Source organism: Paenibacillus sp. 11B (assembly GCF_030487755.1).
GTDB classification, from domain to species: Bacteria; Bacillota; Bacilli; order Paenibacillales; family Paenibacillaceae; genus Paenibacillus; species Paenibacillus vandeheii.
In genome coordinates, this window is the sequence record NZ_JAUKNS010000002.1 from 234,908 (window position 1) to 250,126 (window position 15,219).

A 15,219-nucleotide genomic window follows, 5' to 3' on the forward strand; every position below is an offset into this window, starting at 1 on the left:
CGTTAACTACAGCCCGTGCTAGCTCTATTGTGTAGGATGAAAGGATGGATTGCAATATGCCGACGTGAACTGCATTTCATCAGAAAAGCATCTCTCTGGCGATTATTCATGAGGGATATGAAGCTGATTTGTACAACCTTCACCTTTTATAAAGGTATAATCTGCACCTGTTGTTCGTACTCCTCAAAAAGACCATAGTCGATGTCACCTGCTTTGGAAGACATGGCATTCGCAGCTGCCGCCGTGACAGCTGTTCGCAGCCTCGACTCAGCCGAATCGCCGCGCTCTGCCGCATACGCCATGCCAGCAACAAAGGCATCCCCGCATCCTACCGTGTTTACGGGCTGAATGGCTGGCGGCTTCACCATATACGCTGTTCCGTTTAGAATGGCCAGAGCACCGTTACTGCCTAGTGTTATGCACACCTCGTCAATTCCCTGATCCGCCAGCATATGTGCTGCTCGAGTCCACTCACTTACGTCTCTCGGCTTCTGTCCCAGCCATTCGGCTAGCTCGTGCTCATTAGGCTTCACGAAATGAGGCGTTGCACTCAACCCAATGTTGAAAGCTGTTCCACCTGTATCCAGAAAGGCTCGCGCGCCTGCTGAACGGACAATGCGAATCAGTTCTGCGTACAATGTGTTCGGTGCGCCTGGGGGTAAACTTCCAGACATGACGACCACACTGGACTGGATGGCAAGCTCCTGTACTTTGTTCTTGATCGCTTCAACTTCGGCTTCTGACATGGTTGGACCCTGCCCAAGCAGCTCGGTAGAGCTCCCACTGGAATCGTCCAGAATGTTAAGGCAGACTCGCGAGTCTCCTGCGGATTGGATAAAAGCAGTTCGTATCCCCCGTTCAGTCAGACTGCTCTCAATAAATCCGCCGTTATTGCCAGCAATAATGCCTGTAGCTGTGACTTGACCGCCAAGCTGCCGAATCACTTTGGCTACATTATTACCTTTGCCACCCGGTTCATTAACCTCCCGTGTAACCCGATGCACCTGACCTACGCCAAACTTGTCAACGTACAACGTCCGGTCAATGGCCGCGTGGAGTGTGACTGTGGTAATCATCGGGCCACGCCGGCTCTGCCAGTGCATCCGCATAATCGCATTTTCTCCATGGCAAGCCGTTTAACTGCTTCCTTCGCCGGAGCCATGTATTTGCGTGGATCATTCTCTTCCGGGTGAATTAAGAACACATCCTTGATGGCTTCGGAAAACGCAATACGCAGCTCTGTAGCTATGTTTACCTTCGACATTCCCAACGCGACCGCCCGATGAATTTGCTCGGCTGGAATGCCCGAACCACCGTGCAATACCAGAGGAACTGCTACACGATTCGCAATGGTTTCGATTCGTTCGAAATCAATGTTCGGCAGGCCTTTGTATATACCGTGCGCAGTTCCGATTGCCGGAGCAAGGGTAGTTACGCCGGTACGTTCAACAAACTGTACGCAATCTTCGGGATCAGCCAAGGACGCATGCTGTTCCTCAACGACAATATCGTCTTCAACGCCTCCGACTTTGCCAAGCTCCGCCTCAACGTTTACACCAGATGCTTGGGCAACCTCCATCACTTTACGGGTTAGATTCACGTTTTCTTCAAAAGGGTACATGGATGCATCGATCATAACGGATGTATAGCCTGCTCGTATGCATCGAATAATTGTCGAAAAATCAGTGCAGTGATCCAGATGAAGTGCGATGGGAATATCCGTCAATTCCGCTGCGGTTTTAGCCGCATGGGCGATGTATTCCGGACCCAAATGGTTGACTGTGCCCACCGTGGTTTGAATAATCAGCGGTGATTCGGTTTCCACAGCCGCTTCAACGACAGCCTGAAGCATCTCCAGAGTGTGTACGTTAAATGCAGCAATGGCGTAATGGTCCCTGCGAGCTGTTTGCAGCAGTTCAGTGGACGAGATCAGTGGCATATCCATTCCCCCTTAAAAGGTTGCGCCGCTCCCTGCTTCTAGGATTCAATGGTTACCCTTTATCAGCAGGCTACATAGCGACGATTAGAACGATCCTGCACCTCCCTTCACGGGTCAGATGAGATTGGAAATCTTTTTAACTTTTCTTGCTTGTGATCATAATAATCTTTTTATTTGATTAAATCAATCATTATTTTGGAAAACTATTGCAATTTCGTGGGTTATAACGGCATAATTATGATTAACACAATCATACAACTATATATTTGATCAAAAAGATCACAAACTGATGTTATCAATCTAAAACATTCCCGGGAGGTATTTTTATGAGTTTGACGTATCGTGAAGTAAAAGAACAATATAAGGCCTTGCAGCAGACTTACAACTATTTACTGGCCAAACGCACGGAATTTACTGCCTTTGTCCAAGCTCAAGCAATTAGCTCCGTAACCTTTGTTGGCGCCGGGTCCAGCTATTGCTTGAGCGAAGCGGCCGCTTTTTCCTTCCGTTTGCGTGCTGGCCTACCCTCAATGTCACTTGCCGCTGGTGATCTCATGCTCCATGCAGATCGGTACCGTCCCATGTTGGAGCGCAGCCTGATCATAGCGCCGTCTCGATCTGGCAGCACCAGTGAAGTGGTTGAAGCGCTGCGTTTACTCCAGTCCGATCAACGTATTCCATTATTAACAATCTCTTGTGTAACGGACTCGCCATTATCTAAAAGCGCCGATTTCCCTTTGGAACTGCCCTGGGCTTTCGATCATAGCGTTTGCCAGACCCGGACAGTAACCAATCTGTATGCAGCCAATCTCCTTCTTGCCGCTTTTCTTGCTGGAGATGAGGACCTGATTATCGACATGCAGGAGGCGATTCATCAAGGCGAAGCCTACATGGAACGTGTAGAGGACAGCATCCGCCGAGTCTCCGACTTCAACTGGACAAACGTGGTCCTGCTTGCAGACGGTGAACTACAAGGAATGGCAGCCGAGGGCGCCATCGCTTTGACCGAAATTGCGAAGACACAAGCACACGCATACCATCTTCTTGACGTACGGCACGGGCCGATGGTCACAGTGGATTCGAATACGTTAGTGATCGCAGCTTTGTCAGACAGCGGTATTGAGCATCAGCGCAATCTGTTGAGGGATATTAAGGAGCGCGGAGCCACCATTATTACGTTTGCCGATCGGGCGAAGGACATTCCGCAGGAGTTCTTTGACCTTGAGATCACGACAGATCGCCCACTTGATACAGCGGTGCGGGGTATCCCTTTCATTTTCATTTCGCAGATCGCTGCTCTTGCCAATGCTGAACGCCATGGGATTAACCCGGATCAACCCGATGGGCTGGTGGCCTGGGTCAAGCTGTAAGAAGCAAGCTTATTTCTTCCGATCCGCTTTAACGGTTGGCTATTTATATAAAAAAGTCGCCATTTCTGGCGACTTTTTTTTCATGTTTATGCCCTTTTATCCAGTATAACGTCAGGGGATACTCAAGACGTTAGATAAACTGTTTACTACAATCCAATAAACATATTTCTGCTTAAGGGTCCCCAATTTCCACCTGTGTATCCGGATCTCCCTTCCAAGTTCACAAAGCACGGAAGCAAAATATAAAGAACTCCCATCGTCGCGTTAACATTGAAGGTTATAACAAATCTCGTTTTGGAATTATTGATTGGAGTTATCATTCCCCGATCAGCACGAATCGTATTTTCTTTAGTAATGGCCTCTCCCATTCCTACACTGGCTATGTCTGATGGACTAGACATATTACTTCTTATCCAATAATTCGAAATGTTTGTTGCTGATGCTAAATCCGCTGGCTGATCATACGTCACCACAATTTGATTGGATGCGACTTGCCTAACCTCCACAACAACAGGGTGAGGCATCACGGCTTCCCTGTCTCTTCCCCCCATGTTCTCGATCCAATAAGGATGTGTTGTATTGGAATGATTATTAACTGACATTAGATTCCCTCCATGGCTGACTTCAATAGTCATTTGTCCTGAGATAATGTATGTAGGTGAATGACTATTGGTGCTTTGCAAGGCATCGCGAATCTAGCTTTCCCCTATGGGTTCACCATGACTTCCTAAAATTCAACTGTGGTCGAACCTCACTTTAAATGACATCATCGATTATTTAAAATAGGTATCTCTCCGAGCAAATTCTTCAAGTTAATCGAATCCCATGGCATATGCTCGGTTATACCCAAACCAACCACATCTGTTTCTTCCGATAGCTCTTTGAGCAGATGAAGAAGCTGAGGAATTTGCAAGGCTCCCGCAGGAGAAAAGGTGTAGGGTCCTTCAGGATTCGCAAATAATAAAGAACGAAAAGCTTTAGGGTCCAGCACATCCAAGTCAAGGTGAATAGCCAAATGCTTAATATCGCTTTCTTTGATCCACTCTTTTATGGATTGTGTACTTCTCATTAGTTCTTCGGCTCCGGCTGTTCTGATGCCTAGTCTTTGAATCATTTCTGTATCGGACTCTGCAGTAGTTATACCTAATCTTTCTAATGCTTCTGAGATGACTTCGCTTTCTTGCTCCGTAGGCGTTGCCAACCCCGCGATAAAGATATTTTCAGGTTTGAGAGGAATTTTTACATGTTTTGCAAACTCTTCATCCCCTTCTCCCAAAAGGTTCCCCAGGGGAAGCGTATGTCCGTTGTCATAACCCACGTAACCAACCAAATCACTGTGCGCATCAATCCAGATCAATCCTAATTCCCCGTCATATCGTTCGTTTAAATAGGCAAACGGGGCTTGTTCGACCAAGCAGTCCCCACCAAACATGACGATGCGATCCGGCTTGTGAGCACGAATAATATGTTGGGCTGCTTCCAATTGTTCAATGAGCTGTTTTCTGCCATGTACACCATTCTCGTTTTCCAGTGGAGTTCCATCATATGCTTGAACAGGCACTTGAATCAGTGGTTGATCATTATCAGGAGCCAGCCAGGCAAGCAGTTCCGCCCCAAAAGAGTAATTAGGATTGTTTCCCCCCTGCCATTGTGGCATTAACAGACGTATTGTTTTTTGATTCATGTTTTTCTCTCCTTTACTTCAAAGTAAGGTTAGTATAGACTGAACGCAAATCAAAAAGTAGTACGCACTATTATGACAGGTACTACCCGAAAGGATAGCATAAATATGAGCATGGCTGAATATCAAGGTAAGGTGAAACATATTCAAGATACGCCTTTTGGCTACACATTGTCTGTCATTGGCGGCAAGTGGAAGATGGTCATTATTTATCTTTTGGCAGAAAATCAACCGGTGCGCTTTAATGAACTGAAAAGACAAATTGGAGCGATTACGTTTAAAACATTGAGTTCACAACTCAAAGAGTTGGAAGCGGATGGGATGGTCGAACGGAAAGAGTATCCTCAAGTCCCTCCTAAAGTGGAGTACAGTCTGACTGATAAAGCGGAAACGTTACTACCCGTTCTAGAAGGCATGTGTGAGTGGGGAGTTAAAAATCAAAGTGAAAGAGGTGTGCTCGAGAATGATTAACTTTTTTTTCGACGAAGTGTAGTGCGATAATGATGACTCCCGCAGTGACATGGTTAACGTAAATAAAGTTGTGCATATGGACAGCAGCAGTCTGAACGGTTATGCTGCCGTCCATTATTCTGTTACGAATCATTTAAAGTACTACAACACCAACTCCAATGCGCGCCGCCTGTGCCTTATGCTCAACATCTGCCTTATCCTTCAAAGCCAAAGAGCCAAGCGGTAACGATGACACATCTCCGGAGATAACCAAATTGGGGGCCGCCAACATTTTGTTAAAATCATCACTGCTCCCTGTTTTGTAACCATTTAACCGTCCCAATGAGACCTATGAGTCCTATTAAGAAAACCAGTAAATAACTAGTACCCAACAAGGGAAATAAAGCGACTCCGCTTTCTTGCAAATGCAAAGCAGGTACAGACCAAGGGAGATAAGCTCCAATGGCGGTAGGTCCGAACACCAATGCCAACATTAAAGTTGTAAATGCAAAGCCGATCGGAACCAGATAACCACGCGATATACAGGCCAATAGGGCAAGAGGTGCACTTAATAATAGGTGGAGAGCGCCAATTATAAGTATTAGGAACAAATAATGTTGTACAATCGCAAACGAAAAGCCAGAAAGTCCAATAGCAAAACCGAGTATTAAGGCATAAGCAAAGCTGATCAACATCATTACAAAACACCAGAATATAATTGCGACATATTTGGCAATCGCAATTTTACCACGCGATACAGGCAAAACGAGCAAATCCTTGAGCGTCCGATCGGAATACTCACGGCCAAATGTCCAACTTGTTACCAGTCCAAACCCCAGCAGCCCAAACACGGATGCATACAAAAACGCAGTCTGTTCAAAAAAAGAAGGCCAATTGGGCTGTCCTAAGAACAACGTGATGACAAACAATATAAACAGAAGCGTGCCCCATAAAACAAAGGATCGACGCAATTTGTAAACTTCAACGCTACAGGCTGTCAACAAAGGTCTCATTCCGTCCCCCCCCCTCAACTCCGATTACTTTGAGAAAGTAATGTTCCAAATTCTCTTCTTCAATTTTAAGCATGGTGAGCGGTACTTCATGATGAGCAAGCAATCTCGCAATATGTTCGGGATGCTTAACGGCATAATCATCCGGTAGCGTAAAGCAGTTATTCGAAGTCGAATGTACCGCAAACCCGGAGTCTGAAAGAATAGCTTGAGCCTTCCGATCATCCTTCGTTCCGATCATCAACTGCTTTCGGCGGATTGTTTCAAAGTCTGTTGTTGTCAGTTCTTCAAGCAACACGCCTTTGTGAATAATGCCGATTCGAGAAGCCAATTTGGACATTTCCTCAAGGATATGGCTCGATATAAACACGGTAACCCCATGTTGGGAAGCCAGAGCTTTCAGCATTTCTCTTACCTCGACAATTCCGGCTGGATCAAGTGCATTGGTTGGTTCATCGAGAATCAGAACGTCCGGCTTATGAATTAACGCTTTGGCCAATCCAAGTTTCTGCGCGTTACCAAGTGACAAATCTCTTGCCTTACTATCCGCATATTGGGTCAGATTCAATTGCTCCATAATCTCGTTAACTGCCCTTGGAACAGATAATCCTCGCAACTTGGCGATCAAATTCAAGTTTTCCCTAACCGTAAAGTTAGGGTAGGCATAAGGAACTTCCACCATATAGCCTAGTCTTCTCGACAAATCGGGATTCCCGTTCGCCCAGCGCTGACCAAATAAATACACTTCTCCGGAAGAAGGCTTGCTCATGCCGAGAAGAGCTCGGATGGTTGTCGTTTTCCCTGCACCGTTCAACCCCAAGAATCCATAGATTTCTCCTTTCTTAACGGAAATCGAAACGCGATCTACAGTGACTTTATTTCCGTATTGCTTTGTCAAGTTAACGGTTCGAATAATATCTTCCATAGTAACAGTCCTTCCCATAACCTAAATTAAACGAATATAAGAGCCGGCAGCCTTATGAGATGTTGAAAAGAATCCTGCCGGCCTTGTCCAAATCAGTTTGCGCCATAGATGGAATTCAAGTAATTCGAAATCGATACGGTATCATCAATGGATGTACGCAGTGCGATGTAACCGTCGGGACGAATCAATACGAATTCATTACTTGCCACATCGTAAATTCGATAGGCATTCCCTGCTGTGTCTATTATGCCTTCCGCCCCCTCCACGTTCGATGGCAGGATATAATGCACGTGGAGTTCGTCGTTGGTGAAGTTCTTCAGCGAAGGATCGATGCAGTTTGCAAAAGCCAAAAGCGTCCAGTGTGGGCCGCGCAATAGGTCAAAGACACTTCCTGCAAACCCGGTGCCTTGCAGGCCCGTAGCATTAGGAGCACGATCCCCAGGAAATGAACAGGTAGCATTTGTTAGAGCAGACGGACGGATAAGAGAACTTGACCGATAGGAAATGAGAAGCCCACTCGTCAGGTCGTCGGATATGGTGCTTAAAGATTGGGACAACCCTCCGCCTTCAGTCGCCGTTCCTATGACCCCTCCCATCTTCTTCGTGCTGTCCTCAAGCACGGCTTGAGCCACTGGGCGGCGCTCCTCATCGTACGTGTCGAGTAAGGCAGTGTCCGCTCCGTGTATGACAGCCGCCAGCTTCCAGCCTAGGTTGTACGCGTCCTGCATCCCCGTATTCATGCCTTGACCGCCGGCCGGCGAATGAACATGAGCAGCATCACCGGCAAGGAAGACCCGGCCGTTGCGGTAACATTCAACCATACGAACGTTGACGCGGTAGATGGACAGCCAGGAAGCATCCGTGAGCTGAACACTTCCTGCCCCGGCGCGACGGTCAAACATGGCTTGATACGCCTCTAGCGACGGTTGCTCTGGTTCTTCGATGTCTGCCGGAATGGTAGCCTGCAGCTGCCAAATGTCGGATTTCGGCAGCGGTGTCAACCCGACCATCCCCTCTGAAGATGTCCAGATATGGATATGGTCACGATCTAACCCTTCCAATCGTACATCGCCAAGATACCATCGCTCATGATCGTGTGTTTCCCCAACCAGCGGTAAGTGAATAAACTTGCGGATATTACTTTTGCCCCCGTCAGCGCCGACGACATAACGAGCGCGAATGTGCTCTTCTCCTTGCGGTGTATTCACGGTTACGGTTACACCATCCGAATCCTGAACAAGCCCTACAGCTTCCACGCCCAACTCAACTTGACTGCCAAGCACTGCATATCGGTCTCGCAGTGCTTTCTCCACATCAAATTGAGCAATCCAAACCGGATCACGGTAGGGTGTCTCAAGTTCGGCGCTGGCTGCAACGGTAATAGCCCGCTTATCCACACTCCTGCCATCGGCAGAATAATAACGAACAGGTAAATCCACGGTACCTGTGTCAATAATGTAGCGAACGGCCTCCAAATCATCGACGACTTCAAGCGAGCGAGGCTGGATTCCTTTGGCGCGAGATGCAATGTTATATACGGTACTTCGTTCAATAACCCGGTGGTTGACTTTTCGACGGGCAAGGTCACAGGCAAGTGTAAGTCCTGTAGGTCCGGCCCCGACAATGAGAACCTCAACAAAAGACGCCATGGTTGTCATGGATTTTCCTCCTTGATTAATGATTTAATATGTTGCATTAGTTATACTACACCGTGCAGTGTAGTTTGTAAAGTGGAACTCATTTTTGATAGTATACCTGTAGGGGGGAAACGTAAGCATGGATAATACGGAAAACAAAAAAATCCGCAAAGGCTCTTCAGACAAACGAGCTAAAATTATTGCAGCGGCACGAGATCTGTTTCTTTCAGATGGGTTTGATCGTTCCAGCGTCGATGCGGTCGCAGCTAAAGCGGGGGTTTCCAAAAGGACCGTTTATGATTATTATGGCGACAAACAGAACTTACTACTTGCTGTTGTGGAAGAAACCAGTCAGGCAGTTCTGGACATGATCAAGCAAGGGATATCAGACTACCTCTGGGAATTCGAGGATCTGGAGCAGGCGCTCATCTTATTCTGCGAACAATTCGTAGCTTCTGCGAACGGTTCGTCCGATTACAGCGCTCTGATCCGTCTGGTTACAATGGAAGCCGCCAACCTGCCAGCCTCATTTTTAGAAAAGCTGGATAACGCAACGGAAGAGGGGATTATCAGGAGGTTTACCGAGTTTGGACAAACCGGACTGCTCGATGTGCCAGATCCTATAATGGCTACAAAGCACTTCGCTGCCTTAACGTTTTTATTGGTATTTGATCAACCAAGAAAAACCGGTACATTAGAGGAGGAACAAACCAAACGTATCATCACTGAAGGCGTACGCGTCTTTCTTTGCGCTTATGGAAAACGTACCGTTTAAGAGGAAAATCAAACAACTCAAAAAGAGATGCCCTGGCTAATCTACATTAGCGTGGAGCATCTCTTTATGTTCAACGAATTACTTTGCAGCATATGAGGCTTGCTTAAATTGTTAGGGCACTTTACGATGTTCCGGCTTATTCTCCGCGAACAACACGAAAACCCTGATCGGGACCAAATCCATTGGCATCGAATTTACCTCGAAAAGCGATCTCGTTATTGTTGACACCGCCGATCCAGCCTCCGCCCTTAACCACCCGAAAGGAAGCAATTTGACTCTCCGCGTCGATGTACCAGTCCCAGCACCATTCTCTTACATTACCAGACATATCGTATATTCCAAGCTCGTTCGGCTTTTGTGTACCAATCGATTTGGTTTTGTTTTTATTGCTCTCTATGGCAGGCCAGTTCCAATCTCCAGTTAAGATTTTGTCCCCGGCGTTCTTCCAATACCATGCTACTTCGTCGGCGTTATTGCTGCCGCTGTATGTGTAATTCTTGCTCTCCTGACCTCCGGCTGCGGCATACTCCCACTCCGCTTCTGTAGGCAGTCGGTAACCGTTAGTTCCCTCATTAATGGTTACTGTCCACTTTAAATTATCGTTATCATTCTTATTATTCAGGTCTTGGGTATCCTTATCGATGTTGTAATGCGGCTTCAAGCCCTCTTGTATACTTCTTTGGTTACAATACTCTACCGCGTCATACCAACTCACCATTTCTACTGGCAATTGATCTCCTTTGAATCCGGAAGGATTATTTCCCATGACATCCTCCCACTCTTTTTGAGTTACCTCATATTTCCCGATATAAAAATTCGACAGGGTCACATTTCTTCCAGCAAAATTGGACTTGTTGTTCTTAAACGTCCCGCCTTGCACGAATACAAGGTTATCCTTCGGTTCGGGTTTATCCTGCGAACAAGCGCTGATCACTATCATTGTTGCTATTAAAAAGAACATTAATAGCTTTCTCATTGAACGATCTCCTTTAAGCTAATGGGAAAATAACAGGCTATGATACCTGCCATCCGTTAACGTTGAAGGCCATTTGCTCGATAAGAAACGGCCTTCAACGAATTAGGACGGACTGGTTGGATCTGAGGGGAAGGCCATAGGCCTGCCCTAATGTATAAAAATCTGTTTTACTTTCATAGAAAGGCTTACCGTGGATTGGTTACCACACCGTTACGTTGGAACTTCCGCTGCTCTGATATCCTTCTGTCGCTAACACCTGATAAGACCAACTGCTACCCAGATTCATGCCTTTGCTTGCCCATGCGTTCACATGGTTGCTGAATGTAATAGCAGAGTTAACCCCGGTCGCTCTCTTCGACTGTCTTACACTCCAGTACTGCGCAAAGGTTTGTGTTCCGTCAATGGAAGGTGCGTTGTATCGCATGGTTGTATAGATGTCATAGGTACCCCCATCACTGGTTACGGTACCTTTAAACGTTCCGGTTGGTCGATACGTACCCCAGCTATCCACAACGTAATATTCGATAAGTGCATTTCTCGTCCATCCGTAAAGGGTCAAATACCCATTGCCAGATGGTGCAAAGACACCTGCATTATAATTAATAGTCCGGTTTGGAGAACCGACGTTCCAACCTTTACCAACTACAAAATTCCCTGTATTCTGCCACGTTACACTGTAATTACCGCCTGATCCATTAACAGCATTGACTGTTCCGCCGCCATCGGTCCAATTTTGCCAATAATCTGTTGCCGCACTTGAAGTTGCTGCAAACACACCAAAACTCATAGAAGCCGCAAGAACGACCGTCAACAATTTTTTACTGAATTTAAACATACTCTACCTCCCGATATGATTGTATTTTCACTATAAAACTCGTTTAGTTTGATTCTCTGGGATGTGTCCGGTTTACCCATTGGTCTTTTTTTTACTTTTACCTCCTTTCTGACTAAATTATAGAATGATAGCGTTTACATAAAAACCTGACAAACTATAGAATAATCTCTAATATGTTTAGATATAGCGATTCATGTCGTTGGAATTAAGGTGTATATATTGGTCTCAAAAAGAGCACTACCTGAACAAGTCAGTTTACCGTATCTTTTTACGTACTTGGTTCGTTTATAAAGAGATACCTTATTTATATATTTCTTTCTATGGAGGACTAATAATATGGAAATTTCAATGGGAGTCGAAATGCTTCATCTGGATTATCACGGGAATGTCATCCACCCCATTCTTTTAAAGGATCAAGAAATGACTATTCTAATAGACACTGGTTTTCCAGGTCAATTCGAGGATTTACGTGCGGCGATAGAAATGGCTGGTGTCTCGTTAGACAAACTAAATGCAGTAATTTTGACCCATCAGGATGTCGATCATATAGGGAATCTTCCGGAGATTTTGCAAGCCTGTCGAAACGAAATTAAAGTATATGCACACGAACTGGATAAGCCGTACATCCAGGGAGAGCTACCTCTTTTAAAAGATAGTCACCTGGAAAATCCCCCGAAGGGTACAGTGAACAATACCTTAATAGATGGTCAGGAATTGCCGTTTTGTGGCGGGATTCGTGTTATTCACACGCCTGGGCATACGCCAGGTCATATCAGTCTTTATTTGAAGGAAAGTAAAACGCTCATTGCAGGGGATTCGATGTATAGTGTAGACGGAATGCTCGGGGGAATTCATGCACCGACCACACCGGACATGAATTCAGCACGGCTCTCGTTGAAAAAGTATTTAGATCTAGACATCACATCCGTGATTTGTTACCACGGGGGATTAAGTGATGTTAATGTAAAAGATCAGATATCAGACCTCATCCAAGGTTGATCTTTTGAAGAATCAATGTTGTGCATTAACTCTAAATATTAGAAAAAATTTATATATCAGTGATTTTAAAAGGAGACACCTTAGCTTACTGAGATTATAAATCAAAGAGACGATTCTTCAGGTGCTCGTCACCAGTGGAACGTCTTTTTTCGTTGAAGAGAATAAGTAAATCATTGGACATTTTTGTTGCAAATCCATAATTGTTCGTATAAAATAAAACAAATTAGTTGTTCTATAAATATAGAACAATAAAAACAAGGGGGAAATTCGAGCTATGAACTACAAAGTGGAAGTTGATTTTGCACCCATTTATGAATGTGTGAGTAGCCTGACGGTTTTCATGAGCAAACAGAATCATAATGCTCTGGATGCTGGAAAACTATGGGTTAGAGAAGTACAGGATCGATTCGCCCCCGCCAAACTCCAACAAATGCGGGAGACGATGAAACTTGTAGACGATTTTAGCCTTGCGCCTTATATATGGAGTTGTCCTGGAGAACGCTCAGTGAGTGACTTTTTGGATTGGCTTGAAGACCTGTCCACAGGCCAGCTGTATGACATCGCTGCTAACGTGAAGTTGTCCGTCCCCTCCAATCTCCCGGAACTGCGCACTCGGACGTCCGAAGCGCTGCGTGAATGGAATGCCCACTATTTCAGTCAAATCGATTCGGCGATTATCGAAGGTCTTGCCTTAGAAGCTGAAGCAAGAAGGTCCAGTCTAAACGGAACCAATGACCTAGAGGTCTATGAGGAGGCAACGGAAGGTATGCGTCTATACCCTACCCCTCTGCTCAAACAAGTGATTCTAATCCCTCAATATCATGCTCGTCCCTTTGTCACCTCAGCCATCTTTGATGAAGTGATTTTCACCAGTTACTCTGCAGATATTCTCCCACCAGCAACGGGCCGGCCTGAACATAGGTTGTTACGTCTAACACGAGCATTGTCCGACGAGACCAGATTATACATCCTCCGCCTGTTAGCTGGAAGGCAGTTAACATTCACCGAGATCGTTAGCGAGGTTAAACTTTCTAAGAGCACAGTACACTACCACCTGATTTCATTGAGGGCAGCAGGGCTTGTCATCGTACATTATAACCAGAAAACTACCTCTTACAGCTTGCGTGTAGAAGCTCTCAACAAGCTTTCGGAACAGATTTCAGCTTATATTGAAGAATGATGATAATTCCCTTTAGCCTACACACACGGAGGAATACTCATGCTTAAGCGCAGTTATTATGGTTTACTAGCTACTGTCACTCTGAGTTCATTTGGTGACGTATTTGGTCTTCTGGCTATGGAATGGCTTGTCTATGAAATAACTGCATCTAAGATGGCCATGGGTGCGATGGCACTAAGCTTTAGCATTCCAGAAGTGGCCTTTCGATTGCTCGGCTCGCCATTATCCGATCGGTTACACCGAGGGCGGTTCATGGCAGTGCTTGCTGCTATTAGGTTGCTTGCTCTCTTATTACCGCTGAGTCTGGGACTCGCAGGCCACTTGCAATTATGGCACCTTTTTCTGGCCGCAGGTCTGAGCGGGGCATGTTCTGCCCTATTCATGCCCACCGCAATGGCAATTGTTCCGGGAGTATCAGATGAACGCAAGCTGGTGCGAGCATTCGCGGTAATCGACGGCTGCCGTAATGCAGCTGCCCTGTTGGGCCCAGCCTTGGCCGGAGCACTTACAGCCGCCGCCGGGGCGTTGCCAACACTTGGCATCAACGCTGTTTGTTACACCGCCGCCATTGCCACGTTGCTTTATCTGCCCACAATGCAGAAGCCAGTTGCATCAAAAGCCTCCTTTTCAATTAAAGCTTATCTCAGAGATATCCATGAAGGTTTCTCCTTTTATCGTCGCTTCCCGGCCATGCTTTCGATTATGGGAATGGTTTCGATCAGCAACATGTCTTCTGTAGCCATCTGGACCATGATGATTCCTTTTGTTCGTGAAGTGTTAGATCGGGATGCCACTGCAATGGGCACACTCACCACTGCTTCAGCATGTGGAACATTGGTAGGACTAGTGGTCATCTCGTGGATGGGTGAAATCAAAAAACGACGATCAGTCATGCTGTGCAGCCTAGCAATCATCGGTCTTTTTAACGCTTTACTGGGCCTATTCCCAAGTTACCCATTTGCGCTCGTTGCCTTATGTGCCGCTGGTGCAGCAGGACCTTTCTTTGGTTCTCTCAGTTCTTCTTTGCACGGCACACTTGTCCCTGGACCTCTGCAAGGCCGAGTCAACTCCATACGGTTCTTAATTGGGGGCGGACTGCAGCCTTTAGGTGCTTTTGCAGGTGCAGCAATTGCAGAACTCTATGGTCTGCCTTTCTTATTCTTGTCTTTGGGTCTTCTTCCCTTGTTTTGTTCGGCCGCAGCAGTATTCATTCCAAATTTGAAGAATTTAGATGGTGATTTATCTACTTTACAGAATAGCACACAATTAAATTCTCATAACAAGGTAATTAACACATTATAAAAAATCATTTTTTAAAAGAAGTGAAGTTCTGGATTAATCGTGTGTATCCGCCTTAGCTGACTTGTATTCTTCCAAACGGATACACAGCGCATAAAAAAGAAAGACAATTCCTTTCAAGGTATTGTCTTTCCTCATTCATT

15 protein-coding genes are annotated in these 15,219 nt (G+C 45.9%); 6 read left to right on the forward strand and 9 right to left on the reverse strand.

From position 1 onward, the window contains the following. Positions 1-146: 146 nt before the first annotated feature. The gene (locus Q0V21_RS09575) at positions 147-1,109 is read right to left on the reverse strand and encodes a 1-phosphofructokinase family hexose kinase (RefSeq protein ID WP_301878617.1); all 963 of its coding nucleotides are present in this window, start codon (positions 1,107-1,109) and stop codon (positions 147-149) included. After that, positions 1,073-1,939 carry a class II fructose-1,6-bisphosphate aldolase gene (gene fba / locus Q0V21_RS09580; RefSeq protein WP_301878619.1) on the reverse strand — a complete coding sequence of 289 codons (867 nt, stop codon included), beginning with the start codon at positions 1,937-1,939 and terminating at the stop codon, positions 1,073-1,075. Before fba ends, Q0V21_RS09575 begins: the two co-directional genes overlap by 37 nt. A gap of 326 nt (positions 1,940-2,265) precedes the next feature. Between fba and Q0V21_RS09585 the strand changes: the two genes are divergently transcribed. Then, a complete protein-coding gene (locus tag Q0V21_RS09585) occupies positions 2,266-3,309 on the forward strand; it encodes an SIS domain-containing protein (protein WP_301878621.1) in 1,044 nt (347 codons plus the stop codon). 146 nt (positions 3,310-3,455) lie between these two features. On the opposite strand, the gene Q0V21_RS09590 is transcribed toward Q0V21_RS09585, so the two are convergent. Beyond that, the gene (locus Q0V21_RS09590; RefSeq protein WP_367620521.1) at positions 3,456-3,911 is read right to left on the reverse strand and encodes a hypothetical protein; all 456 of its coding nucleotides are present in this window, start codon (positions 3,909-3,911) and stop codon (positions 3,456-3,458) included. A gap of 164 nt (positions 3,912-4,075) precedes the next feature. After that, positions 4,076-4,993: an arginase family protein gene (locus tag Q0V21_RS09595; protein WP_301878624.1), complete on the reverse strand. Its 918-nt coding sequence runs from the start codon at positions 4,991-4,993 to the stop codon at positions 4,076-4,078. 105 nt (positions 4,994-5,098) lie between these two features. On the opposite strand from Q0V21_RS09595, the gene Q0V21_RS09600 reads away from it, so the two are divergent. Next, entirely contained in the window at positions 5,099-5,461 is a 363-nt protein-coding gene (locus Q0V21_RS09600; RefSeq protein ID WP_301878625.1) for a winged helix-turn-helix transcriptional regulator, read from the forward strand. 284 nt (positions 5,462-5,745) lie between these two features. Here Q0V21_RS09600 and Q0V21_RS09605 read toward each other — a convergent pair whose 3' ends face one another. The 3 genes from Q0V21_RS09605 to Q0V21_RS09615 form a co-directional block, all read right to left on the reverse strand. Further along, positions 5,746-6,453, reverse strand: coding sequence for an ABC transporter permease (locus tag Q0V21_RS09605; RefSeq protein WP_301878626.1), 708 nt, complete (start codon positions 6,451-6,453; stop codon positions 5,746-5,748). After that, on the reverse strand, positions 6,428-7,375 hold the full coding sequence (locus Q0V21_RS09610) for an ABC transporter ATP-binding protein (RefSeq protein WP_301878627.1): 948 nt from the start codon (positions 7,373-7,375) through the stop codon (positions 6,428-6,430). Before Q0V21_RS09610 ends, Q0V21_RS09605 begins: the two co-directional genes overlap by 26 nt. A gap of 92 nt (positions 7,376-7,467) precedes the next feature. Beyond that, the gene (locus Q0V21_RS09615; protein ID WP_301878628.1) at positions 7,468-9,033 is read right to left on the reverse strand and encodes an FAD-dependent monooxygenase; all 1,566 of its coding nucleotides are present in this window, start codon (positions 9,031-9,033) and stop codon (positions 7,468-7,470) included. A 118-nt stretch (positions 9,034-9,151) separates the two neighbouring features. On the opposite strand from Q0V21_RS09615, the gene Q0V21_RS09620 reads away from it, so the two are divergent. Next, positions 9,152-9,787 (forward strand): TetR/AcrR family transcriptional regulator, encoded by a 636-nt coding sequence (locus Q0V21_RS09620; RefSeq protein WP_301878629.1) that lies wholly within the window; start codon positions 9,152-9,154, stop codon positions 9,785-9,787. A gap of 136 nt (positions 9,788-9,923) precedes the next feature. On the opposite strand, the gene Q0V21_RS09625 is transcribed toward Q0V21_RS09620, so the two are convergent. Together Q0V21_RS09625 and Q0V21_RS09630 are read right to left on the reverse strand one after the other, a co-directional pair. Then, positions 9,924-10,763: a formylglycine-generating enzyme family protein gene (locus Q0V21_RS09625; protein WP_301878632.1), complete on the reverse strand. Its 840-nt coding sequence runs from the start codon at positions 10,761-10,763 to the stop codon at positions 9,924-9,926. 199 nt (positions 10,764-10,962) lie between these two features. Beyond that, entirely contained in the window at positions 10,963-11,598 is a 636-nt protein-coding gene (locus Q0V21_RS09630; protein ID WP_024631692.1) for a glycoside hydrolase family 11 protein, read from the reverse strand. Positions 11,599-11,934: 336 nt separating this feature from the next. Here Q0V21_RS09630 and Q0V21_RS09635 point away from each other — a divergent pair, with 336 nt between their 5' ends. From Q0V21_RS09635 to Q0V21_RS09645, 3 genes are all read left to right on the forward strand, one after another. Continuing rightward, entirely contained in the window at positions 11,935-12,597 is a 663-nt protein-coding gene (locus Q0V21_RS09635) for an MBL fold metallo-hydrolase (RefSeq protein WP_301878634.1), read from the forward strand. Positions 12,598-12,871: 274 nt separating this feature from the next. Then, the gene (locus Q0V21_RS09640; protein WP_301878636.1) at positions 12,872-13,777 is read left to right on the forward strand and encodes an ArsR/SmtB family transcription factor; all 906 of its coding nucleotides are present in this window, start codon (positions 12,872-12,874) and stop codon (positions 13,775-13,777) included. Between the two features lie 39 nt (positions 13,778-13,816). Beyond that, entirely contained in the window at positions 13,817-15,079 is a 1,263-nt protein-coding gene (locus tag Q0V21_RS09645; protein ID WP_301878638.1) for an MFS transporter, read from the forward strand. Positions 15,080-15,219 lie beyond the last annotated feature (140 nt).

Bases quoted from the DNA above. Each gene is read 5' to 3' on its own strand.
- Q0V21_RS09575 (WP_301878617.1), bottom strand. From the start codon at position 1,109: ATGCGGATGCACTGGCAGAGCCGGCGTGGCCCGATGATTACCACAGTC.
- fba (WP_301878619.1), bottom strand. From the start codon at position 1,939: ATGCCACTGATCTCGTCCACTGAACTGCTGCAAACAGCTCGCAGGGAC.
- Q0V21_RS09585 (WP_301878621.1), top strand. From the start codon at position 2,266: ATGAGTTTGACGTATCGTGAAGTAAAAGAACAATATAAGGCCTTGCAG.
- Q0V21_RS09590 (WP_367620521.1), bottom strand. From the start codon at position 3,911: ATGTCAGTTAATAATCATTCCAATACAACACATCCTTATTGGATCGAG.
- Q0V21_RS09595 (WP_301878624.1), bottom strand. From the start codon at position 4,993: ATGAATCAAAAAACAATACGTCTGTTAATGCCACAATGGCAGGGGGGA.
- Q0V21_RS09600 (WP_301878625.1), top strand. From the start codon at position 5,099: ATGAGCATGGCTGAATATCAAGGTAAGGTGAAACATATTCAAGATACG.
- Q0V21_RS09605 (WP_301878626.1), bottom strand. From the start codon at position 6,453: ATGAGACCTTTGTTGACAGCCTGTAGCGTTGAAGTTTACAAATTGCGT.
- Q0V21_RS09610 (WP_301878627.1), bottom strand. From the start codon at position 7,375: ATGGAAGATATTATTCGAACCGTTAACTTGACAAAGCAATACGGAAAT.
- Q0V21_RS09615 (WP_301878628.1), bottom strand. From the start codon at position 9,033: ATGACAACCATGGCGTCTTTTGTTGAGGTTCTCATTGTCGGGGCCGGA.
- Q0V21_RS09620 (WP_301878629.1), top strand. From the start codon at position 9,152: ATGGATAATACGGAAAACAAAAAAATCCGCAAAGGCTCTTCAGACAAA.
- Q0V21_RS09625 (WP_301878632.1), bottom strand. From the start codon at position 10,763: ATGAGAAAGCTATTAATGTTCTTTTTAATAGCAACAATGATAGTGATC.
- Q0V21_RS09630 (WP_024631692.1), bottom strand. From the start codon at position 11,598: ATGTTTAAATTCAGTAAAAAATTGTTGACGGTCGTTCTTGCGGCTTCT.
- Q0V21_RS09635 (WP_301878634.1), top strand. From the start codon at position 11,935: ATGGAAATTTCAATGGGAGTCGAAATGCTTCATCTGGATTATCACGGG.
- Q0V21_RS09640 (WP_301878636.1), top strand. From the start codon at position 12,872: ATGAACTACAAAGTGGAAGTTGATTTTGCACCCATTTATGAATGTGTG.
- Q0V21_RS09645 (WP_301878638.1), top strand. From the start codon at position 13,817: ATGCTTAAGCGCAGTTATTATGGTTTACTAGCTACTGTCACTCTGAGT.